Origin of the sequence: Marinobacter sp. CP1, from assembly GCF_001266795.1 — a bacterium.
Classification (GTDB): Bacteria; Pseudomonadota; Gammaproteobacteria; order Pseudomonadales; family Oleiphilaceae; genus Marinobacter; species Marinobacter flavimaris.
Map to the genome: position 1 here is coordinate 3,153,339 of NZ_CP011929.1, position 21,919 is coordinate 3,175,257.

Here is a 21,919-nt window from a genome sequence, read left to right on the forward strand (position 1 = left end):
CCTATTCCGGGCAGGTTGATAGGCAGGACCTCCATCCCAACGTTATACTCGTTGCAAACGAATCTATACTGTGCCGCGTTGGTGCAGCCTCAGGACAAGGATCCGAATGGTTTCCAGGAAGAAAAACGACCGGGATCCTCACGCCAGCCGTGAGGCCCAAAAATACGATAATCCTATTCAAAGCCGGGAATTTATCCTCTCGCATCTCAAGGATCGCGGGGCTCCCGCAACACATGAAACATTGTGTTCCGAGCTTGGTCAGTCTTCGGAAGAGGGTATTGAAGCCCTTCGGCGGCGTTTGATCGCCATGTGCCGGGATGGACAACTGATCTGCAATCGCCGTGGCGCCTACCTGCCCATTGAAGAAGCGGATCTGGTTACCGGTCGCGTGATCGGACACAAGGATGGCTTCGGGTTTCTGGTGCCGGACGATGGCGGTTCCGACCTGTTCCTTACAGCCCGCCAGATGCGTCAGGTGTTTCACGGTGACCGGGTGGCTGCCCGGGTAGATCGGGTGGATGACCGCGGTCGACGTGAGGGTGTGATTGTCGAGGTTCTTGAATACCGGACCAGCCAGACAGTAGGGCGTTTTTTCCAGGAGAGCGGTATCAGCTTCGTGGTTCCGGAAAATGCGCGGATCAACCATGAGGTGCTCATTCCCCAGGAAAATTGCGGCAACGCCCGTCATGGCCAGTACGTGGTGGTGGATATTGTTCGTCAGCCTACCGTACGCACCCAGCCATTGGGCAAGGTTGTTGAGGTGCTGGGAGAGCATATGGCGCCGGGAATGGAGATTGACGTTGCCATTCGTTCCTACGACATTCCCCATAGCTGGCCACCCGCCGTGGGTGAGCAAACAGCCGCAATTCCGGAAGAAGTCACAGAAAAAGACAAGGTCAACCGGAAGGATATCCGCAATCTCAGGCTGGTAACGATCGACGACGAGACGGCACGGGATTTTGATGATGCCGTGTATTGCGAGCCAAGGCCCCGTGGTGGCTATCGTCTGCTGGTCGCGATTGCCGATGTTTCCCACTACGTCCGTCCGGGTACACCACTGGACGAAGAGGCGGTAAACCGCAGTACCTCGGTTTATTTCCCGGATCACGTTGTGCCAATGCTGCCGGAAAAGCTGTCCAACGGCCTGTGTTCGCTGAACCCGGGGGTCGACCGCCTCTGCATGGTGGCCGATATGACCATCAGCGCCGCTGGCAATATCAGCAGCTACAGTTTTTATCAAGCGGTCATGTTCAGTCATGCTCGGCTTACCTATAACAAGGTAAGCACCATGCTGGAGCACCCGGACACCGAACAGGGCTACAAGCTGTGTGAGCAATACGCCAACGTGCTCCCGCAGTTGCACAATCTTTATGGCCTCTACCAGTTGTTGCGCAAGGCCCGTACCGAGCGTGGTGCAATTGACTTCGAAACCACCGAAACCAAGATTGTGTTTGACGCCGACCGGAAGATAGAAGAGATCGTTCCGGTGCAGCGCAACGACGCCCACAAGATCATCGAGGAATGCATGCTGTGTGCGAACGTTGCCACAGCGCGATTCCTGAAAAAACACAAACTGCCGGCACTCTACCGGGTCCATGATGGCCCGTCAGAAGAGCGACTTAATGCAGTGCGGCTGTTCCTGGGTGAGCTGGGTCTGCAATTGGGTGGTGGCGATAGCCCCACGTCTGCGGACTATCAGGAGCTGCTGAACAGTATCAAGGACCGCTCGGATGCCAATGTGATACAGACGGTTATGCTGCGTTCGCTCAGCCAGGCCGTCTACAGTCCGGAAGAGGGTGGCCATTTTGGCCTTGGCTACGCGGGTTACGCCCACTTTACGTCGCCGATCCGGCGTTATCCGGACCTCATTAATCATCGGGCCATCAAGTCGGTTATTCACGGCGGGCAGCCTTCCAAGGATGTGGTTCCGCCACCGAAGCCGGATCCCGAGCTTGCCGAATATCCTTACGATATGGCCCGGATGGAGCAGTTGGGTGAGCACACCTCGATGGCAGAGCGCCGTGCCGATGATGCCACCCGTGACGTCATGGCCTGGCTGAAGTGTGAGTACCTCAGTGATCATGTCGGTGAGGAGTACGACGGTGTCATTGCGTCCGTTGTGCCCTTCGGTTTCTTTGTGGAGCTTTCTGGCGTCTACATAGAGGGGCTGGTGCACGTGTCGACGCTCAGCGGTGACTTCTTCCATCACGATTCAGCCAAGCATCGCCTCATCGGTGAGCGCACGGCAATGAGCTTCCGGCTTGGTGATGAGGTTCGTGTGAAGGTCGTTCGGGTTGGGATGGAAGATCGCAAGATCGACCTGGAGCTGATCAGCGAGCCCGTGCATCGACAGGCAGATCGCGACGCGCTCAAGGTTCCAGATAAAGGCGAGCGAGGAAAGGGCAAGCGCGGCCCCGGCAAAGGTGGCAAGCCGCCCGGCAGAACCAAGCCTGGCCAGAAGAGTGCGTCACCCGGCGAGCCTGGCCTGAAGCGCCCGAGAAAGCGCCCGGCGTCGGCGTCATCGAAGAAAAAGGGGCCTGAGGCCTTCGATGATAACGAAACGCCATCTGCCAGAGATGAGCTGGTTGCAAAGGCTGCGAAACTTGCCCTGAAAAAAGGCAAGAAGGGCAGTGGCGCTGGCAAAGACGACAAGAAAGCCAAGCCGCGAAAATCAGGCAAGTAACAGGAATCAGAACCAGTGTCCGGAGAGTTTGTGTTTGGCTGGCACGCGGTTGAGGCTGTCCTCAAGCGCGAGCCTGAGCGTCTTCAGCAGGTCTGGATCCAGACCGGCCGGCAGGATAAACGGGTCAAGAGCATTACCGATACCCTGGACAGCCTTGGGGTGAAATGGAAGGTTGTGCACCGGAAGGAGCTTGATGAGCGGGTGTCCGGTGTCCATCAGGGTGTTGTGGCGGCTGTCAGTGAAAGCCGGGAATGGACCGAAGATGATCTGCTGGCCCAGTTGGCCGCCAGTGACAAACCGCCGTTCCTGCTGGTACTTGATGGCGTAACCGATCCTCACAATCTTGGTGCCTGCATGCGCACCGCCGATGCGGTTGGTGTTCAGGCGGTTATCGTGCCCAAGGACAAGTCTGCGTCACTGACGCCGGTTGCCCGAAAAGTCGCCTGTGGGGCTGCCGAAACGGTGCCCTTTGTGCGAGTCACCAACCTTGCCCGTTTTCTGCGCAGTTTGCAGGATCAGGGTGTCTGGCTGATTGGCACCGCCGGTGAGGCGGACGCCACCCTTTACCAAGCCGATTTCAAAGGGCCGGTAGCGCTGGTGATGGGCGCCGAAGGCAAGGGTATGCGCCGGCTCACCCGCGAGCACTGCGATCAGCTGATCAATATCCCCATGCTCGGCCACGTAGACAGCCTCAACGTCTCTGTGGCTACGGGTGTTTGCCTATACGAAGCGCTGCGCCAGCGGCTTGGTTAACCCTTGCACACAGGGCCTTCCCCGCCTAGAATACGTGACCCCTTTTTTAAGGGGTGGTTTTGTATTGCCTGATTGCAGGCAATGCCGGGCCAAGCTTTTGATCAAGCCTTTCTTGTAAAGCCTTATTGATAAAGCAAAAAGAAACCGGCAGCAGCAGCTGTCAACTCCTTGCTTTCATGTTTGTCGGTCGCGGGTTCAACGCCGTGCCGGTAAAAAGGAAGCTGTTTAAACCGTAGGGAGAACTCATGCGTCACTACGAAATCGTTTTTATGGTACATCCGGATCAGAGCGAGCAGGTGCCCGCGATGATCGAGCGTTATACCGGCGTCATCACTGAAGATGGCGGCAAGGTACATCGCCTGGAAGATTGGGGCCGTCGTCACCTGGCATACCCGATCAACAAGATTCACAAGGCTCACTACGTACTGATGAACGTTGAATGTTCACAGGCCGCGATGGACGAGCTGACTCACAACTTCCGTTTCAACGATGCAATCATCCGCGACATGATCCTGCGCCGTGATGGTGCGGATACAGACCTGTCCCCGATGAAAGCTTCCGAGTCCCGTGAAGACCGTCGTGGCGGCGATGATCGCCCGCGTCGTTCAGCCGAATCTGACGAGCCACGTCAGCGTGCTGAAACCCAGGACGAAGAAGAGTAATTAACCGGAGTTGAGGAGTTAAGTTATGGCTCGTTTTTTCAGACGTCGTAAGTTCTGCCGCTTCACGGCAGAGGGTGTTAAGGAGATCGATTACAAAGATCTGGACACCCTGAAAGGCTACATCACTGAAACCGGCAAAATCGTGCCCAGCCGCATCACCGGCACCAAAGCACGTTATCAGCGTCAGCTGGCTACCGCTATCAAGCGTGCCCGCTACCTGGCACTGCTGCCGTACTCGGACAGCCACGATAACTAAGTAACAGAAACACAGGACTTGGGACCATGCGTGCACTTGCACAGTATGTAATGCGCGGTCCCTTCCAGGCCGGCGGGGTAGCAGCAGTCACGACTGCAGTGCCCTTGTTGTTCTGGATTGGCGCAGCCGTTGTCGGCCTGGTTATTCTCAGGCTTGGCATCAGCCAGGGGCTCAATATCGGGCTCTGGGCATTACTTCCGGCGCTTGGCTGGAGCATTTTCGGGCAGGACCCGACCGCTCTGGCTGTATTGCTCCAGGTGATGCTCATGGCGTCGCTGATCAGAACCACGCAGTCCTGGGAAAAGGCCCTGCTTGCGGGAAGTTTTCTCGCAATCGTCACAGGCCTGATGTTGCCTGTGGTCTACCCGGGCTTGCTGGATGATCTGGTCCAGGCCGGGGTGAGCTTTTACCAACAGTACAATGCCGAAATCGCGCAGAGTCTCGGCGATGACCTCGACAGGGTTATCCGGGACACGATGAACGCGAGTATGGCCGGCACCTACCTGGCAACGGGTGTGGGCATGACCATGCTGGCGCGGTCCTGGCAGGCGGGGCTTTATAACCCCGGTGGGTTCCGCAAGGAATTCCATAGCCTGCGGCTGTCGGCGCCGATTGCGGTGTTGTGTGCAGTGACCATGGTGGTTGGTCCGATCCTCGGGCTGAATTCCATGTTGCTTGCCTGGGCTGCGGGAACACCGCTGTTCCTGGCCAGCCTGGCACTGGTGCACGGCGTTGTTGGTTTGAAAAAGCTCAGTGGGAACTGGTTGGCGATGTTTTATGTAGCGCTGATCCTTTTGGGCCCAAGCCTGATGATTCTGTTAGTGGTTCTGGCTTTTGTGGATAGCTGGCTGGATATCCGGAGGCGTATAAGCCCTGCCGGGCCGGCTGAATAAAGCACGAAGAGGTTAACGAGATGGAAGTTATTCTGCTCGAGAAAGTTGCAAACCTTGGCTCCCTGGGTGACAAGGTAAAGGTTAAGGCCGGTTACGGTCGTAATTTCCTGCTTCCTTATGGCAAGGCTGTACCTGCCACCGAAGCAAACCTGAAGGCGTTCGAAGAGCGTCGTGCCGAGCTTGAGAAAGCAGCTGCTGAGAAGCTGTCTGCTGCCCAGGCCCGCGCCGAGGCCCTCGAGGGTGCCGCTTTCACCATCAGCTCCAAGGCTGGTGAAGAAGGCAAGCTGTTCGGTTCTATCGGTGTGCGCGACATCGCTGACGCGATCACTGCCGGTGGTACCGAAGTAGAGAAGAGCGAAGTTCGTCTGCCGGAAGGCCCGATCCGGGTGACTGGCGAGTACGAGATCGAGCTTCAGCTGCACTCCGACGTTGAAGTTAACGTCAAGCTGGCGGTTGTTGCCGAGTAAGCCGTTTTCTCTGGAAACGGTGCTGGGGTTGCCCCGGCTCTGGTAATACGCTGGTGGCCCCACTGCCTCTTTAGAGGCTGGTGCCGGCCAACCTGACAGGCCCGAACCGCATCTCGCGGCTTTCGGGCCTGTTGCTTTCTGGTATGCTGTTAAGACCCTGTAACCCCCTCCCATTGCTTCGGCAGGTCGCTTAAACTGTCGTGGTTATGATGTGCAACTGAAGATGTGTTCATGGCCAAGCCCAATCTGAAGCCCGCGAGTACCGATCTCGAAACCAGCCGGATCAAGGTTCCCCCTCATTCTGTCGAAGCAGAGCAGGCAGTCCTGGGCGGCCTGATGCTGGACAATCGCCGGTTTGACGAGATCTCCGAAGTGATTTCGGCCGCCGATTTTTACCGACAGGACCACCGGCTGATCTTTGGCGCTGTGGAGCGCCTTGCCAGTGAGAGTGAGCCGCTGGATGTGGTAACCCTTGCGGAATTCCTCGAGCGGGCCGGTGATATCGAAGATGCCGGTGGTTTGTCCTATCTGGCCGAGCTGGCCGAGAAAACCCCGGGCGCCGCAAACATTCGTGCCTACGCCGATATCGTTCGGGAACGCTCCATTCTGCGCCAACTGGTGGAGGTGTCCGGCAAGATTTCTGATTCGGCCTTTAATCCACTCGGGCGAAACAGCAATGAGATTCTGGATGAGGCTGAGCGCAGCGTTTTCCAGATTGCCGAAGCGCGGGTCAAGGAGGGTTCCGGGCCGCAGGCCATCAACCCCATTCTGGCCAAGACTCTGAGCCGGATTGAGGAACTGTTTGAGTCGGGTGAGCAGACCACTGGCCTGACCACCGGCTTCAAGGATCTGGATGAGCAGACCTCGGGCATGCAGCCCTCGGACCTGATCATCGTGGCGGGTCGCCCCTCCATGGGTAAGACGACCTTTGCGATGAATATTGTCGAGAATGCCCTGATCAGCACCGGCACGCCGGTTCTGGTGTTCAGTATGGAGATGCCGGCGGATGCCCTTGCCATGCGTATGCTCTCGTCGCTCGGTCGCATTGACCAGACCAAGGTTCGCGGCGGCAAGCTTGAAGAAGACGACTGGCCCCGGCTGACGTCGGCGGTGAGCCTTCTGAAAGACAAGCCGCTTTATATCGACGATACGCCGGGCCTGAGCCCCACCGAGATGCGTTCCCGGGCGCGCCGCATTGCCCGGGAAAACGACGGCAAGATTGGCCTGATCATGGTCGACTACCTGCAGCTTATGCGGGTGCCCGGCAACACCGAGGGTCGGACCGCTGAGATCTCGGAAATTTCCCGGTCACTGAAGGGTATCGCCAAAGAGTTGAGTTGCCCGGTGGTGGCCCTGTCCCAGCTTAACCGGAGTCTTGAGCAGCGGCCCAACAAGCGCCCGGTGAACTCGGATTTGCGGGAATCCGGCGCCATCGAGCAGGACGCCGACGTCATCATGTTTGTGTACCGGGATGAAGTCTACAACGAGGACACCCCGGACAAGGGCATTGCCGAGATCATTATTGGTAAGCAGCGGAACGGCCCCATCGGCACTATCCGACTTGCGTTTATCGGCAAGTACACGAAATTTGAAGATCTGGCCCACGGCGATTACAGCGACTACGGCGGGGAGTATTGATGCCCCGCAGTACGATTGCCAGGATTGATCTGGACGCCTTGCGCCGGAACTTCCAGACTGCCCAGCGGCGGGCAGGCGGGGCCAGGGTGATGGCCGTGGTGAAAGCTGATGGCTATGGCCACGGTATCGGGCCGGTGGCTTCGGCGCTGGATAGCCTGGCGCCAAAATACGCAGTGGCTTGCCTGGAAGAAGCGCGTGCTATTCGGGAAACAGGTCTGATACAGCCGGTCGTCCTGCTGCAGGGGGTCCATGCTGAAGCGGATATCGATGAATGCGCCCGGAGTGGCTTTGAGCCGGTGTTCCACAGTTTCCAGCAACTGGCGTGGCTGGAGGGCCTGGAGAATTGGCCCGCTTTCTGGCTGAAAGTGAACAGCGGTATGAATCGTCTCGGCTTTCATCCGGACGAACTGGCCGGGGTGATGAGCCGGTTACAGGCCATGAGCGCTGATACAGAACTCCTGGGGTTCGTCACGCATTTTGCGTGCGCCGACGATCCAGACAGCGGAATGACGGCGCAGCAGACTGCGGTGTTCGAAAAGGCCACGTCTTCGTTCCCGGATTTAATGAAGAGCGTTGCCAATTCGGCCGCCCATTTTCGACCGGGCCAGCCGATGTTTGACTGGAGCCGCCCCGGAATCATGTTGTATGGCGGCTCACCAATGGTGGGCACGACCGGTCCCGAGCTTGGCCTGGAGCCGGTAATGTCGCTTGAGGCCCCCTTGATCAGCACCCGCTTGGTGCCGGCGGGCGAGTCTGTTGGCTATGGGGCCAGCTGGGTTGCCGATCGGGACACCCGGATGGGCATGGTCGCGATCGGTTACGGTGATGGCTACCCCCGGCATGCCGGCACCAATACGCCTGCGGCGATCAACGGCCAGCGGATCCGGCTGATTGGCCGGGTATCCATGGACATGCTGGCGGTGGACCTCACCAATGCACCCGATGCGAAGGAGGGTGACAGCGTTGAACTCTGGGGTCGCACCGTGGGGGTCGATGAGGTCGCCGCCTGTGCCGGCACTATCTCCTACGAGTTGATGACCGGCATCACCGGGCGGGTACCGCGGCAATACCGGTAGCGTTGTGGCGCGCTTTTTCAGCCCGGTTCCGGTTCGTGAATGATTTCCTCGATAAAGTCGAGAATGGCAGCGAGGCTGCGGTCGTCCAGCTTTTTGAGCACCTTGTGCACGACCATCTTGCTGCCCTTGAGCATGCTGCTGATGCCCATTTTGGCCATGCCCATCATCATGCTGCTGGCATGCAGGCGGCGAAGCGGCTCCAGGAAAAAGAAGTCCAGACCTTCTTCGGTCATGTCCACGATCAGGTTGAAGAGTTTGTCGATGGCTTCCTTGTCGGCCTTGCCGCGTTCGCGCAGTTCGCCGACGGTATACAGGGCCCGGGTTCGCAACTCATCAGGGATCGGCGCCACAATGTGGCTCTGTTGTTTCAGCATGACAGTTCCTGTTGTTGTATGCTCTTGAAAGAAATAGCAAAGCATTAAATTCAGACTGCATTAGTTTAGGCGCCGGAATCCAGAAGCCATTGGCCAGACCGGTTCCGAAATAACGTCACATCAGTGATATCGGGAGGCATTGAATCCTCGTGCATGTACTTGTAGTTCACGATTACGGCCCTTTGGGGAAGGTTTTGCTGGAGCGCTTGCGGGCAACGCACCTGCACGTCAGCCCTTTGCTTGTCAGCGATCCCTCCAACGCCGATCTTGATGCACTGGAGAACTGGATTCCCGAAGATACCGACCTGATCGTAAATGCACTCTGGATGGCCGATCCGGAGGTCGCCGAGAATGATCCTGAGGGCGTCCATATGGCGGCATTCTCGCTACCCGTGGCCATGGCCGAGTTTGCACGTGATCGTGGTATGGCGCTGCTCCAGCTGTCCTCCTGCTACGTGTTCGATGGCCGGAAGCAAAGCGGTTACATCACTTCCAATCCGGGGCAGCCGGTGAATGAGCTGGGTAACTGGCAATGGGAGTGCGAGCAGGCCCTGCGGACCCTGTTGCCTCGGCATATTATCCTGCGGACCGGCTGGAGCCTGGCACGGTTCATCCGGAAGGTGCAGGCCAGTACGGCTGCCGGTGAAATACTGTCACTGCCCGGACGATGCCGGGGGCAACCCGTATCGGTCCGTGATCTGGCCCGGGTAATCGAGGCGGTGGTTCTGCAACTTGATTGCGGGGCCGAGGTCTGGGGCACCTATCAGTACGCCGGTGCCGAGGAAATCAATCTGTACGAGCTGGGCCTGGCGATTGCCGGACTGCCTGGGATTCCCGAAGGGATCCGGGTGGTGGACGAGGTGCCCGAGTGGGGCCATCTTGAGCCGGTCAATACCACGCTGATCTGCACCAAGATCCGCAATACCTTCGGCATCAAGCAGATGCCCTGGCGCTCCGGCCTGGTGGATGAGCTGACGATGCTGAAAAAGAATAACGGCAGGGAAGTGGAGAGTGAGCCCGCCGGCTAGTGGCAACGGCGGGCAAAACGCAGTTTCTCAGTTATTGCACTGGCGGGAGAATTCCCGGCTGACCATTTGCAGGGCTTCGATATCCAGAAGTTCGACTTCCCGGCCCCGGGCCTTGATGATGCCCTGATTCTGAAAGCGTGTGAATACCCGGCTTACCGTTTCGACGGCGAGGCCCAGGAAGTTTGCGATGTCGTTCCGTGCCATGGGCAGACTGAAGTTGGTCGGCGACATACGGCGGCGCTGGAATCGGCTGGACAGCGACAAGAGCAGTGCAGCAATGCGCTCTTCAGCGGTGTTCTTGCTCAGCAGCATGGCCAGTTGATGGCTGTTCTGGATCTCCTGGCTCATCAGGTGATACATATGGTGCTGCAACTCGGGCAGTTTGCCGGTCAGCTCCTCCAGTTTCTCCATCGGGAACTCACACACGCTGGTTCGTTCCAGAGCCTTGGCGGTGCACGCATAATGTTCACTTCCAATACTGTCCAGGCCCACCAGCTCTCCGGGCATGAAAAAGCCCGTCACCTGTTCCTCGCCATTCTCGGTAATGATCGACGTCTTTATGGAGCCGCTTTTTACCGCAAAACAGGAGCGGTAGGGCGTGCTCTGGTCGAAGATGTGTTCACCACGGTTGAAGATCCGCCCCTGCTGGACAATGTCTTCCAGCCGGTCGAGGTCATTCTCTTCAATTGCCAGGGGCAGGCACAGGTTGCTCAGACTGCACTGGTGGCAGGACGCCTTGAGGGGAGATGCCTGACGAAACGGAATTGCTTGAGCCATACGTGATAATCCGTCCGATTTGATCCATGTCAACTATGTACCTTAATACGGATGGCCGTCTTTGCCAATAATCAAGCTGGATGATCTTAGAATATATTTTTAAAAAATAAGGGCCCGCAGGCCCTTATGCATCGCGGTTTCAGAGCTTCTCGAATACCAGGGACGCGTTGGTTCCGCCGAATCCGAAACTGTTGGACATCACGGTGTTCAGCGAGGCTTCCCGACCTTCAGGGCCTACAATAGGAATATCGCTGATTTTCTCGTCCGGATTGTTCAGGTTCTTGGTGCCGGCAATGAACCCGTTCTGCAGCATCAGCAGCGAGTAGATGGCCTCCTGAACACCGGCAGCGCCGAGCGAATGACCAGAGAGTGATTTGGTTGAGGAAATGGCCGGGATGTCGGAACCGAAAGTGGCCCGCACCGCGCCCATCTCGGCAACGTCGCCAACCGGGGTGCTGGTGCCGTGGGCATTGATGTAGTCAATCTTGCCCCGGATGGTGGCCATCGCCTGCTTCATACAGCGCTGGGCACCTTCGCCCGACGGCGCAACCATGTCATAGCCGTCCGAGGTGGCGCCGTAGCCGGTCAGCTCGGCAATAATGTTGGCGCCGCGTTTCTTCGCGTGTTCCAGTTCTTCCAGCACCATCATGCCGCCACCGCCGGCAATCACGAAACCGTCACGGCCGGCATCGAAGGGGCGGGAAGCCGTTTCAGGGGCATCGTTGTATTTGGTGGACAGCGCTCCCATGGCATCGAACATCATGGTCAGGCTCCAGTCCTCTTCTTCACCGCCGCCGGCGAACACGATGTCCTGCTTGCCAGCCTGGATCTGCTCCATGGCGTGGCCGATGCAGTGGGCGCTGGTGGCACAGGCCGAAGACATGGAGTAGTTCACGCCTCGGATCTTGTAGGCGGTGGCCAGGCAGGCAGACACTGTGCTGGTCATGATGCGTGGGACCATATAGGGCCCGATGCGCTTCACGCCTTTCTCGCGCATGATGTCGGTGGCTTCCACCTGGCTTGAGCAGGAAGCGCCGCCGGAGCCGGCGATCAGGCCGGTGCGGTCGTTGGAGATCAGGTCTTCGGTCAGCCCCGCCTGGGCGATGGCCTGCTCCATGGACAGAAAACTGTACATGGCGGATGGGCCCATGAACCGGCGGATTTTGCGGTCGATAACGGATGTGTCCACATCCACCGAGCCTGCAATCTGGCTCCGGAAGCCCATTTCCTTATAGGTTTCGTTGAAGCGGATGCCTGATTTTCCATTCTTCAGGCTCTGGGTGACCTCGTCCAGTGAGTTTCCGAGGCAGGACACAATGCCCATGCCGGTGACGACGACGCGTCTCATAAGTTCCTCCTTACCGACCGGCCGAAATGGCCGACCTTGCGATCAATAACGTTATTTAACAGTCTAGGCGCTTTGGCCCGGATACGATATTTGACCTTGGTAAGGGGAGAAGGCCGGATATGGCGCCATAGAGTGTTTAGCGCTTGCCGCTTCGACCCTTTCTGGCCCCCTTCTTTGATCCGCTGGCCTCCTCGCGAGCGGCTTTCTCAGCCGCGGCTGCCTCGGCTTCCCGGGCTTCGCGCTCGACCATCTCAGGGGTTTCCAGCGAGATGCGTCCCAGAGTTCCGGCCCGGAATTCGTTGAGCAACACCTCCGACACTTTGTGCAGATCCGGGATGCCACCGCGGCCGAAGAATCTTCGCTTCTCGGCAATGCCGTCCATCAGCGCCAGGGCATCTTTCGGTAGTTCCGCGAAGCCGTAGCGGGTCCTGACCAAGTCCGGGTAGGCTTCCAGCAGGTACTCGGCCTCGAACATGGCCACATCCTCAAAGTCCAGAACCGCGCTTCGAATCGCCCCGGTAACCGCCAGACGGTAACCGCAGGCTTCGGGGGACAGCTTAGGCCAGAGAAAGCCGGGGGTGTCGTAGAGCAGAATGTTATTAGGCAGCTTGATGGCCTGCTGGGCCCTGGTCACGGCCGGCTCGTTCCCGGTTTTGGCCGCAGGTCGTCCCGCCAGTGTGTTGATCAGGGTGGACTTGCCGACGTTCGGAATGCCCAGGATCATCACCCGCAATGCGCTCTTCTGGCGATCGTGACCGGGCGTCATCTCTTCCGCCAGCTTGAGGATGGACAGTGCCTCATTGCGCTGGTTGTGGGTAAGCGTGATGGCGCGAACCCCACGTTCTTTCTCGAGCCAGGCTAACCATTGCTCGGTAATTTCTGGATCCGCCAGGTCGCGCTTGTTCAATACCTTGATCAGTGGCGTATCACCACGAAGGGCCGGCACGAGCGGGTTTTCGCTACTGAAAGGAATACGCGCGTCAACCACTTCGATGATGAGATCCATCTGCGGCATGACTTTTTTGATCTCCTTGCGGGCCTTGTGCATATGCCCTGGAAACCAGTTAATGGCCATCTTGTCTGCTCCGGATGTGGTTAAACGGCGCCATTATGAAGGGGAATGACCAAACTTTCACATTTGTTTGAATCCCCGTGTGTGGCGGCTTTTGGCGCGGGATACTGAGAAGTATGTACAAAAAGAGGGCTGATCGGGGTGAAAAACCGTATCCGTATGTTTTAGGGTGTAGTCCCTGAACGATGAAACCAATGTATGTCGGTGGTATTCAGATTGTGGCCACCCTGTTAACGGAGACATTTATGAAGCTTGTAAAACTGTTTGGTACTGCCCTGGTAGCCCTCAGCCTGTCGGTCCCGGCCATGGCCCAGCAATCCGGTGGCCAGCCGGATCAGGTAGATCAACTGGCACAGATGGTGGGGCTGACCGAAGATCAGCAAACTGAAATCCGTGCCATCATCGACGAGATGCAGGGCGAAATCGGTGAACTCCGTCAGGAAGCCCGTGCGCTGCAGCAGCAGATGCAAGGTGAGATCAAATCAGACTTTGATGAAGCCGCTATTCGCGAGCAGGCCAAAGAACTGGGCGATGTGACCGGCGAGATCGCGGCTCTGTCCACTCTGATGCAGGCGAAGGTCGACAGCGTGTTTACCCAGGAGCAGCGCGACGAGTTGGACAAGCGTATGCAGCAGATGCAACAGCAAATGCAGCAGCGTCGTCAGATGCAACAACAGATGCAACAGGGGCAAGGCCAGGGCATGCAGTGATTCTGCTTTCCCTCTGACACTGTTGGAGAAGGGCCGCATCCTTGGGTGTGGCCCTTTTTTTGTGTCCTTAGCCTGCTGGTTTTGGGGGAGGAACAGGGGTGTGGCGCCCTCCCAAAAACCGCTACGAGCACATCCATGTGCGCTTGGCTGTGGCCATCCTTGGCCACAGACATTTTTGGGAGGGCACCACACCCCTGTTCTTCGAACGATTCAGTCATCGCTCACTGCTTAACTGCTTGTCCGGGATATTGGGCGCCGAGTGTCTTCCTATAACTCCTATTTCTGAAGCTTGGCAGGTGTAGGCCTTTGCCAGAATGTCGGCGGCCAAGGATGGCCGACGTCAAGCGCACATGGATGTGCTCGTAGCGGTTCTGGCAAAGGCCCACACCCGCCGAGCCACCCCCGAAACCAGAAGGCTAGGAGCCCAAGCCCGAAGAAGCCCCACCCAAGCCAAAGGGCTTAACCAGAACAATCAGCCGAGGAAGCAAGGTAAGAGCCCCAACCAGAGCCATGAACATGGCAAACCCCGTAAACAACCCGAAGTAGATGGTCGGGATGAAGTTGGAGAGCACCAGTATCGAGAACCCGGAGATGATGGTCAGCGAGGTGAAGAACATGGCCTGGCCGATGCTCCGGTGGCAGCGGTGCATGGTGGCGATGTAGTCGCCGTCTTTCCGGAACTCGGTTTTGAACCGGTGGATGTAGTGGATGGTGTCATCCACGGCGATGCCCACGGTGATGGCGGCGACGGTGATGGTCATCATATCCAAGGGAATGCCCAGCCAGCCCATCAGGCCGAGCACTGAGCCGGCGGCGATGAGGTTCGGGGCGATGCCGATCAGGGCCAGTTTCAGGGAGCGGAACAGGATCAGGAACATCACCATGATGGCGGCGAAAACCACCCCGATGGTCTTGATCTGGGAATCGAACAGGCTTTGCAGCATGTTGTTGTACATCACCGTCATGCCGGCAAAGAGTACCTGATCTTTCGAGTACCCCAATTCCGTTGTCAGATGTTCATGGATGCGGTTCAAGAGCTCCTGTCGACGCAGTTCCGGCATGGTTTCCAGGATCCGGATGCTGAATCGGGCCTGGTCGTGCTCCTCCGAGATGTAGGGTGTCAGCAGGGTATCCTGTAGGTCATCCGGAACCGCAGCGGGTACAAACGCCAGTTCCAGGGCGTCCAGGGGCTCGCCCTGGTTGATTTGAGCGAGGATATCCAGCGTGGTGTTGATCGAGAGCACCTTGCCGGTCTCCGGTAGGCCGTCCAGGTAGTTGTGAACCGCTTCCAGTTCTTCCATTTTCTGGTAGGTGTACCAGGTATCCCGATATTCCTCTCCGGCACCGCAGTCCTCTACGAACGGGTCGCAGTCACTGGCAAACGGGTCGCCGCCACTCACGCCTTCCGGTGGCGGATCGTCGGTGATAACCACGTCCAGGGGCGTGGTACCGCCCAGGCGGTTGTCGATGGTGATCATGCCCTGATGGATTTCGGTGGACGATTTGAAATAGTCGATAAAGCTGTTTTCCACCGTCAGCTTGTTCAGGCCGACCACGCAGAGCACCGCAATCAGGCCGGAGCCGACCAACACTATCTTGCCGAAGTGTTCCGTGAACCGCGCAAAGGCATCGGTGAAGGGAACCCTGTCAGAGGTAACCCGGCTGTCCAGTGGTGGTGGCAACAAGGTGAGCAGGGCCGGGAAAACAATAAAGGTGATGAGAAAAGCCACGGTCAGGCCCAGGGTCATCATCCAGCCGAAATCGATGACCGGGCGAATGCCGCTGAAGGTGAGGGACCCGAAGGCGACAATGGTAGTGATGGCCATATAGAAGCAGGGCTTGATCATCGCCATTACGGTGTTGCGCAGGGTGTCTCTGGCGCTGGCCTCGGGCTCGTCGTGCTGGAATTCCCGGTAGCGCACGATCAGGTGGATGGTGAGCGACAGGGTCATGATCAGCAGCAGGGAAATAAAGTTGGAGGAGATGACCGTCACCGGCCACTGGGCCCAGCCCAGGAAGCCGACCATCAGCCAGACGGTGAAGCTGCAGCACAACAGTGGCACCAGAACCCAGCGCCACTGCCGGAAAATAATGGCCAGGGTGAGCAGCAGAAACGCAAGGACGCCGAGCCCGAAGGTCGACAGGTCGTTTTCGATAAAACGAATCATGTCTGCAACGATCATGGGGACCCCGCCCAGGTGAATGTCGGCGCCGTCTCGGTAGTTGTCGAGAATGGAGCGAACCTTGCGGATGGTGGCATCGCGCTCGACCCCGAGGGTTTCGGTAAAGTCGATGAAATCCTGTTTTACCTGTTCCAGTTCGGCCAACTCGGCCTCGGAGGCTTTGCCGGCATCGGCCTTGTCTCTCAGATCGTTGCGCTTTCTCAGCAGCTCAAAATAGCGATCCGGCGTTGGCAGGTTGACCTGTATGGCAGTGGTTCGCCCGTCTTCGCTGATTAGCAGGTTGGGGTAGAGCGGATTGTTCAGAAGCGCCTGGCGGGCTGTGTCCGGCGTTACATCGTGGTCGTCCAGGGTCTTGATCTCGCTGTCCACGGTATCCAGCGTCAGATCCGGGCTGTGGAGCAGGGGTACGTTCAGGATGCTGTTGGTGGAGCCCACGGCTTCCAGGCCTTGCAGTTCATCCCGCAACGCGCCCAGTCTGGCCAGCCCATCTTCGGAGAACAGTTCACCTTCGGGGGTATAGGTGACGATCAGGAAATCGTCCGAGGTGGTAAAGCGACGGTTTACCTGGCGGTATTGTTCGAGGGAACGGTCGTTTTCCAGTACCAGGGATTCGGCGGAAGCATCCAGGCGGAATTCGCCGAATTTGATAGCGGCGATGGCTAGAAGGAGGCCAAAACCCGCAAGGATAATAACGGGATGCGGAAAAATCAGGCGGTCATACAGGGCGCGAAGACGATTCATGAACAACTACTCTGCCAGTTCAAACGAGTGCAGAGTGTGCCATAAACCTCAGTGAACCGTGACCTTTGACGAGGCTTCTTCCAGGGAATCGATCAGCTTTTTCAGGCGACGGCTCATATCCGCGCTCTCGGCAAGCTGGGTCACCATGTTCTGGGTGGTCTCGCGAATGCCCTGAACGTTAGCCAGCACATCGTCGGTGCCGGCGGTCTGGTCTGCCGAGACGTTGGCAATTTCCTGGTTGGTATGATCGATCCGGCTGACCACCTCGTTGATGGCTTCCAGGGCCCGGCGGCCTTCCTCGGATTCCTCGACGCAGCGGGTGGCATCCTCGGAACTTCCGGTCATCTGATTTACGGCGGTGTTGATGGCGCTTAGAAGCCGATCGATCGTGCCCTGAATCTGATCGGTGGAGTCCTGGACCCGTTGGGCCAGTTTACGGACTTCATCAGCCACGACGGCAAACCCTCTGCCCTGTTCGCCAGCTCGGGCCGCCTCGATGGCCGCGTTCAGGGCCAGCAAATTGGTCTGCTCGGCAATGCCCCGGATTTCGGTGATGGCGTGGCTGATTTCATGGCTGTTTTCGGCCAGGGCTTCGACGCTGCTGGCGGAATTGCGCACCACATCGGCAAGCTTGCGGATGCTGTCGGCGCTCTGTCCGACACGGCTGCTGCCGTCGCGAGCGGCATCGCTCGCCTCGTGGGAGAGAGTCTTGGCAATCCCGGCCTGTTCGGCGATGCCGGAGAAGCTCTGCAGCATGGTTTCGATGACTTCCGCGGACCGGTCGGCGCCCTGTTGTTGGCGACCGAGGTCATCCCGACGGGCTTCGGCGGCCGCGGTCAGCTCCTCGACCTCCTGGTGCAGCCGTTCGATGGCTTCCTTCATGCTTCGGACCACGCCCACGGTGCGGTCCTGCATGGCGTTGAAGGCGCTGGCCATCTCGCCGATTTCGTCGGTGGAATCCACCACCGCTCGCTGGCTAAGATTGCCCGAAGCCTGAACGTCGACCATGGTGTTTTTAAGGCGATTCACGTGGCGCTCGATAAACGAGATCAGCAGCTGGGACCCGGCCATCTCGAGCACCATGAGTATTGCCACAACCAGCGCGAATCCGGGTGCCGTATCAGCGAAGACCTCGTTGAACGACCGGTCGGTCTGCCCGGCAATCGTGTTCATGGCATAGAGAACGAGCAAGCAGAGAACTGCAAAAACGACAATGTTCAGCAACCAGAATTTGTACTTCAGCCGGGCATTTCGCAGCAGTGTCAGCATGTATGTTCTCAGTCGATGGCCTTCACCGGAATCTGCATGGCATTGGAGGCTTGGGGAACCTCGGGCACGGCGAGACCCAGATTGTTTTTATCGAAGACTTTGTCAGCCCGGTAGCTGGAGCGGACCATGGGGCCGGATGGCACTTCCATGAAACCCTTCTCCAGGCCGATTTCCCGGTAACGGTTGAACTCTTCGGGGGTGACGTAGCGTTCTACCGGCAGGTGATTCGGAGTAGGGCGCAGGTACTGGCCCAGAGTCAGGATATCCACACCGATAGCGCGCAGATCGTCCATGGTTTCCAGGATTTCCTCTTCGGTTTCGCCCAGCCCCAGCATCAGGCTGGTCTTGGTGAGCACGTCCGGACGGTGCTTCTTGGCGTGCTCCAGGACCCGGAGGGTTTTTTCATACCCGGCGCGCGGATCACGGACCCGACTGGTCAGCCGCTTGACGGTTTCCACGTTCTGGGCAAAGACATCCAGCCCGGAATCCACTACCTTCTCAACGTCCGCCATCACCGCATCAAAATCCGGCGTCAGAGCCTCAACGGCGACTTCCGGCGTGCGCTGTTTGATGGCAGAGACGCAAGCGGCATAGTGTGCAGCGCCGCCGTCGTCCAGGTCGTCACGGTCTACCGAGGTAAGCACGATATAACGAAGGCCCATCAGCTCTACGGACTTGGCCGTGTTCTCTGGCTCTTCATGATCGAGCCAGCCTTTCGGGTTGCCGGTGTCCACCGCGCAGAATTTGCAGGCCCGGGTACACACAGACCCCATCACCATGATGGTGGCCGTGCCGGCGGTCCAGCACTCACCGATATTGGGGCAATGAGATTCCTGGCAAACGGTGCTCAATCGGTGCTCACTGACGTTCTTGCGCACCGCCTCATAGCGCTCGCCCCCGGGCATGCGTGCCCGGAGCCATTTAGGCTTCGGCTCTCGCTTTTCCGCTGTTGTGGCTTCCTGCTTCGATGACCGCTTGACGCCATCCTTGATGGCCGAGAAGCCATGCTCATTGCGGAATTTGGAACCACTGGTAATGCGGGTTTTTGCGCTTTCGCTCATTGCAACCGGACTCTCGATTCGGGCATGGGGAACACTAAAGAGTAATGGCCTGGCGGGGGAGTTACAAGACAGATAGGGGCAATCACGAGGGTGCCGGGCACGACATTGGTCGTACCCGGTTGACCGCTATCAGGCCTGGGCTTTGTCCAGGGCCTGGGTAATGTCGGCAATGATGTCGTCGACATGCTCGATACCGATGGACAGCCGCACCAGATCCTCGCTCACACCGGCGCTCTTCAGCTCTTCCGGGTTGAGCTGGCGGTGGGTGGTGGTCGCCGGGTGGCAGGCCAGGGACTTGGCGTCACCGATGTTCACCAGACGCAGGATCAATTCCAGGGCATCGATGAACTTTGCCCCGGCTTCCCGGCCACCCTTGATGCCGAAGCTCAGGATGCCGGACGCTTTCCCGCCGGAAATCTTCTCGCAGGTCGCCTTGTACGGGCTGTTGGCCAGGGTCGCGTAGTTGACCCATTCAACAGACGGGTGCTCCTGGAGGAAGTTCGCGACTTTCTCGGCGTTCTCGCAATGACGTTCCATGCGCAGCGCCAGGGTTTCCAGACCCTGCATGATCAGGAACGCATTGAACGGAGCAAGGGCGGCACCGGTGTTGCGCAGCGGAACCACTCGGCAGCGGCCGATGAAGGCAGCAGGGCCCAGGGCGTCTGTGTAGACCACGCCGTGGTAGGACGGATCCGGTTCGTTCAGCATCGGGAACTTGTCAGCACTGGCTTTCCAGTCGAACTTTCCGGAATCCACGACAACGCCTGCGACGGTGGTGCCGTGGCCACCGATGTACTTGGTGAGCGAGTGAATCACGATATCGGCGCCGTGCTCGATCGGGCGGCACAGGAACGGCGTGGCAACCGTGTTGTCCACCATCAGCGGGATGCCGTGTTTGTGCGCAATTTCGGCCCAGCGTTGGATATCGACCACGTTGCCTGCCGGGTTGCCGATGGACTCGCAGAACAGGGCGCGTGTGTTCTCATCAATAGCCTTTTCCACGGCATCGAAATCGTCATGGCGAACCATCTTGCACTCAATGCCCTGGTTCGGCAGCGAGTGCGCGAACAGGTTGTAGGTGCCGCCGTATAGCTGACTGGTGCTGACGATGTTGTTACCCACCTTGCAGATGGTCTGCAGCGCATAGGTGATGGCCGCCATGCCAGAGGCCACGGCCAGGGCGCCAACACCGCCTTCCAGTTCTGCCATCCGCTCTTCGAGAACCGCGTTGGTCGGGTTCATGATACGGGTGTAGATGTTGCCCTGAACCTTCAGGTCAAACAGATCGGCACCGTGCTGGGTGTCATCGAAGGTGTAGGACGTGGTCTGGTAGATCGGGGTGGTAGCGGCCCGGGTAGTGGGATCGCTTTTGAAGCCTGCGTGCAGCGCTAGGGTTTCCGGTTTCATGTCAACGGTCCTTGCTGGTGTGTTGTTCTTTATGGGTTTCAGCCCGTGAGTATGCCACAGAGTTTAGCGCCAGTACCCTCACTGTAAACCGGTTTAGAGCTGACGTTCATACTGTAGCTAGGTGCAAAAGGATTGTGGATGTTCCCATGGTGAAGTTAAGGATAATGCTTGCGACGATTATGCTAATGGTGGCCTCGGGTTCCAGCGCAGCGTTACGTGTGATCGTATCAAGTGACATGGCCCACCTCGTGGATGTGGAGGACAGCAAACTGGTGGGCACTATAGGATCACTCTATCAGTGTGTCTTCGATCATGCAGAAGAAGAGGTTGTGTTTATAAGGGCGCCCCTCAAACGAGGACTCTTGGAGATTCGAAAGCACCGTGCAGATATCCTGATTCCACTGGCGAGAAGCGCCAACAGGGATGAGTTTGCTGAATTTGGCGGAACTTTGCTGGGAGCCGATTATGTGTTTGTGTCGAAAAGCCGCCTTCCTGACAATTATGAAAAGCTGGGCCTGACTTACGGCATTCCAAGAGAGTTCGTTGGTAGAGATCTGATCGCAGACCCCGATGCGATCATTGAGGAAGTAAGCGATTGGTCCCAATTGCCACCGCTACTCCAGAAGAGTCGCATTGACGTTATTGTCGTGCCCACGTTGATTGCGTCCAAGGTTCTGGCCGGGCTCGAAAAGAACCTTTTCATGAAGCGCGCAGGTACAATTCCCGCCTCTCTCTACATGTCTTCAATGTTGGAGCAGGAACTCCAGGCCCGGATTCTTGAGGCTGTCCAAAGCTGTAGCACTGAAAAATAGATGCCTACCGGTGTCTTTGTCTCTTTCGGGCTCTAAGATATTCGGTAAGCGAAGGGTAAAAAAAGATTCCAAGGCAGCCCCAGAAGACGCCAATGGACACCAAACCTGCCTTCACGCTCGCGCCAGCGAACCCAAGGGCAATTGGAACCAGAATAACGGCCAGGAACACAGTGAGTGCATGGCGTGATTTCATAATGCGATACAGCCTTAAAACGCATTCGGGTGAAGCCTCTATCCTATCCGACTCCTGCCCCCGGGATTGTCAAAGTTTGTTTAAGTGGCGTTGGATTTCTTGGCATCCGTGTCAGGAAATATGGTGTCGTAACTCCAGGTGAATACGAACGCATACACCAGATAGAAGACTACGAACGCGATATCCACGATCAGAGCCTCAAGAAGACCGATGCCCATCCACCAGGCAATAATCGGCAGGAAAATCAGCATCAGACCCAGCTCGAAACTCACCGCGTGCAGGAAACGAACCGGCAGGGATTTCTGGGTTGAGCCCGTGAAGTGCTTCAGGCCGTGATCGAATCCCAGGTTAAACAGGTAATTCCAGATTGTCGCGATGGTGGCGCCAACCACACCCAGAACGCCAGTTCTGCCCATATCGAAACCGAACGTAACGGCAGCGAGGGGAACGGACAGCAGGAGGCCGATCACTTCGAAGGAGATGGCCTGGCGAACTCTATCTTTGGTTGATCTCATG

At 57.8% G+C, this 21,919-nt stretch carries 20 protein-coding genes; 11 read left to right on the top strand and 9 right to left on the bottom strand.

What is annotated here, in order from left to right:
* The first annotated feature begins 106 nt into the window (after positions 1-106).
* From rnr to alr, 8 genes are all read left to right on the top strand, one after another.
* Positions 107-2,683 (top strand): ribonuclease R, encoded by a 2,577-nt coding sequence (rnr, locus tag ACP86_RS14530; RefSeq protein WP_053114590.1) that lies wholly within the window; start codon positions 107-109, stop codon positions 2,681-2,683.
* A 15-nt stretch (positions 2,684-2,698) separates the two neighbouring features.
* Positions 2,699-3,436: a 23S rRNA (guanosine(2251)-2'-O)-methyltransferase RlmB gene (rlmB, locus tag ACP86_RS14535; protein WP_053114591.1), complete on the top strand. Its 738-nt coding sequence runs from the start codon at positions 2,699-2,701 to the stop codon at positions 3,434-3,436.
* A 245-nt stretch (positions 3,437-3,681) separates the two neighbouring features.
* Positions 3,682-4,098, top strand: a complete 417-nt coding sequence (gene rpsF, locus ACP86_RS14540) for a 30S ribosomal protein S6 (RefSeq protein ID WP_008176389.1) — start codon at positions 3,682-3,684, stop codon at positions 4,096-4,098.
* A gap of 25 nt (positions 4,099-4,123) precedes the next feature.
* Entirely contained in the window at positions 4,124-4,354 is a 231-nt protein-coding gene (gene rpsR / locus ACP86_RS14545; RefSeq protein WP_007154918.1) for a 30S ribosomal protein S18, read from the top strand.
* 26 nt (positions 4,355-4,380) lie between these two features.
* Positions 4,381-5,247, top strand: coding sequence for a hypothetical protein (locus ACP86_RS14550; RefSeq protein WP_008176381.1), 867 nt, complete (start codon positions 4,381-4,383; stop codon positions 5,245-5,247).
* 20 nt (positions 5,248-5,267) lie between these two features.
* Positions 5,268-5,714 carry a 50S ribosomal protein L9 gene (rplI, locus tag ACP86_RS14555; RefSeq protein ID WP_053114592.1) on the top strand — a complete coding sequence of 149 codons (447 nt, stop codon included), beginning with the start codon at positions 5,268-5,270 and terminating at the stop codon, positions 5,712-5,714.
* Between the two features lie 231 nt (positions 5,715-5,945).
* Positions 5,946-7,352, top strand: coding sequence for a replicative DNA helicase (dnaB, locus tag ACP86_RS14560; RefSeq protein WP_041644976.1), 1,407 nt, complete (start codon positions 5,946-5,948; stop codon positions 7,350-7,352).
* Positions 7,352-8,428, top strand: coding sequence for an alanine racemase (gene alr, locus ACP86_RS14565; protein ID WP_053114593.1), 1,077 nt, complete (start codon positions 7,352-7,354; stop codon positions 8,426-8,428). Before dnaB ends, alr begins: the two co-directional genes overlap by 1 nt.
* 17 nt (positions 8,429-8,445) lie before the next feature.
* Here the strand turns inward: alr and ACP86_RS14570 are convergent, their stop codons facing one another.
* Positions 8,446-8,802 (bottom strand): hypothetical protein, encoded by a 357-nt coding sequence (locus tag ACP86_RS14570; RefSeq protein ID WP_053114594.1) that lies wholly within the window; start codon positions 8,800-8,802, stop codon positions 8,446-8,448.
* Between the two features lie 149 nt (positions 8,803-8,951).
* Here ACP86_RS14570 and ACP86_RS14575 point away from each other — a divergent pair, with 149 nt between their 5' ends.
* Positions 8,952-9,830: an SDR family oxidoreductase gene (locus tag ACP86_RS14575; RefSeq protein WP_008176370.1), complete on the top strand. Its 879-nt coding sequence runs from the start codon at positions 8,952-8,954 to the stop codon at positions 9,828-9,830.
* Positions 9,831-9,857: 27 nt separating this feature from the next.
* Here ACP86_RS14575 and fnr read toward each other — a convergent pair whose 3' ends face one another.
* From fnr to ylqF, 3 genes are all read right to left on the bottom strand, one after another.
* Positions 9,858-10,607: a fumarate/nitrate reduction transcriptional regulator Fnr gene (gene fnr / locus ACP86_RS14580; protein ID WP_014576153.1), complete on the bottom strand. Its 750-nt coding sequence runs from the start codon at positions 10,605-10,607 to the stop codon at positions 9,858-9,860.
* A gap of 139 nt (positions 10,608-10,746) precedes the next feature.
* On the bottom strand, positions 10,747-11,955 hold the full coding sequence (fabB, locus tag ACP86_RS14585) for a beta-ketoacyl-ACP synthase I (RefSeq protein WP_041644978.1): 1,209 nt from the start codon (positions 11,953-11,955) through the stop codon (positions 10,747-10,749).
* A gap of 136 nt (positions 11,956-12,091) precedes the next feature.
* Entirely contained in the window at positions 12,092-13,030 is a 939-nt protein-coding gene (gene ylqF / locus ACP86_RS14590) for a ribosome biogenesis GTPase YlqF (protein ID WP_053114595.1), read from the bottom strand.
* Between the two features lie 242 nt (positions 13,031-13,272).
* Between ylqF and ACP86_RS14595 the strand changes: the two genes are divergently transcribed.
* Positions 13,273-13,737, top strand: coding sequence for a Spy/CpxP family protein refolding chaperone (locus tag ACP86_RS14595; RefSeq protein ID WP_227499692.1), 465 nt, complete (start codon positions 13,273-13,275; stop codon positions 13,735-13,737).
* 416 nt (positions 13,738-14,153) lie between these two features.
* Here ACP86_RS14595 and ACP86_RS14600 read toward each other — a convergent pair whose 3' ends face one another.
* The 4 genes from ACP86_RS14600 to ACP86_RS14615 form a co-directional block, all read right to left on the bottom strand.
* Entirely contained in the window at positions 14,154-16,661 is a 2,508-nt protein-coding gene (locus tag ACP86_RS14600; RefSeq protein WP_053114596.1) for an efflux RND transporter permease subunit, read from the bottom strand.
* Between the two features lie 48 nt (positions 16,662-16,709).
* Positions 16,710-17,930 (bottom strand): methyl-accepting chemotaxis protein, encoded by a 1,221-nt coding sequence (locus tag ACP86_RS14605; protein ID WP_053114597.1) that lies wholly within the window; start codon positions 17,928-17,930, stop codon positions 16,710-16,712.
* Between the two features lie 8 nt (positions 17,931-17,938).
* The gene (lipA, locus tag ACP86_RS14610) at positions 17,939-18,991 is read right to left on the bottom strand and encodes a lipoyl synthase (protein ID WP_014576159.1); all 1,053 of its coding nucleotides are present in this window, start codon (positions 18,989-18,991) and stop codon (positions 17,939-17,941) included.
* Positions 18,992-19,120: 129 nt separating this feature from the next.
* Positions 19,121-20,398 carry an O-acetylhomoserine aminocarboxypropyltransferase/cysteine synthase family protein gene (locus ACP86_RS14615; protein ID WP_008176355.1) on the bottom strand — a complete coding sequence of 426 codons (1,278 nt, stop codon included), beginning with the start codon at positions 20,396-20,398 and terminating at the stop codon, positions 19,121-19,123.
* Between the two features lie 146 nt (positions 20,399-20,544).
* Between ACP86_RS14615 and ACP86_RS14620 the strand changes: the two genes are divergently transcribed.
* On the top strand, positions 20,545-21,210 hold the full coding sequence (locus tag ACP86_RS14620; protein ID WP_053114598.1) for a hypothetical protein: 666 nt from the start codon (positions 20,545-20,547) through the stop codon (positions 21,208-21,210).
* A gap of 273 nt (positions 21,211-21,483) precedes the next feature.
* Here the strand turns inward: ACP86_RS14620 and ACP86_RS14625 are convergent, their stop codons facing one another.
* Positions 21,484-21,918, bottom strand: a complete 435-nt coding sequence (locus ACP86_RS14625; protein WP_053114599.1) for a PACE efflux transporter — start codon at positions 21,916-21,918, stop codon at positions 21,484-21,486.
* Position 21,919: the final 1 nt, after the last annotated feature.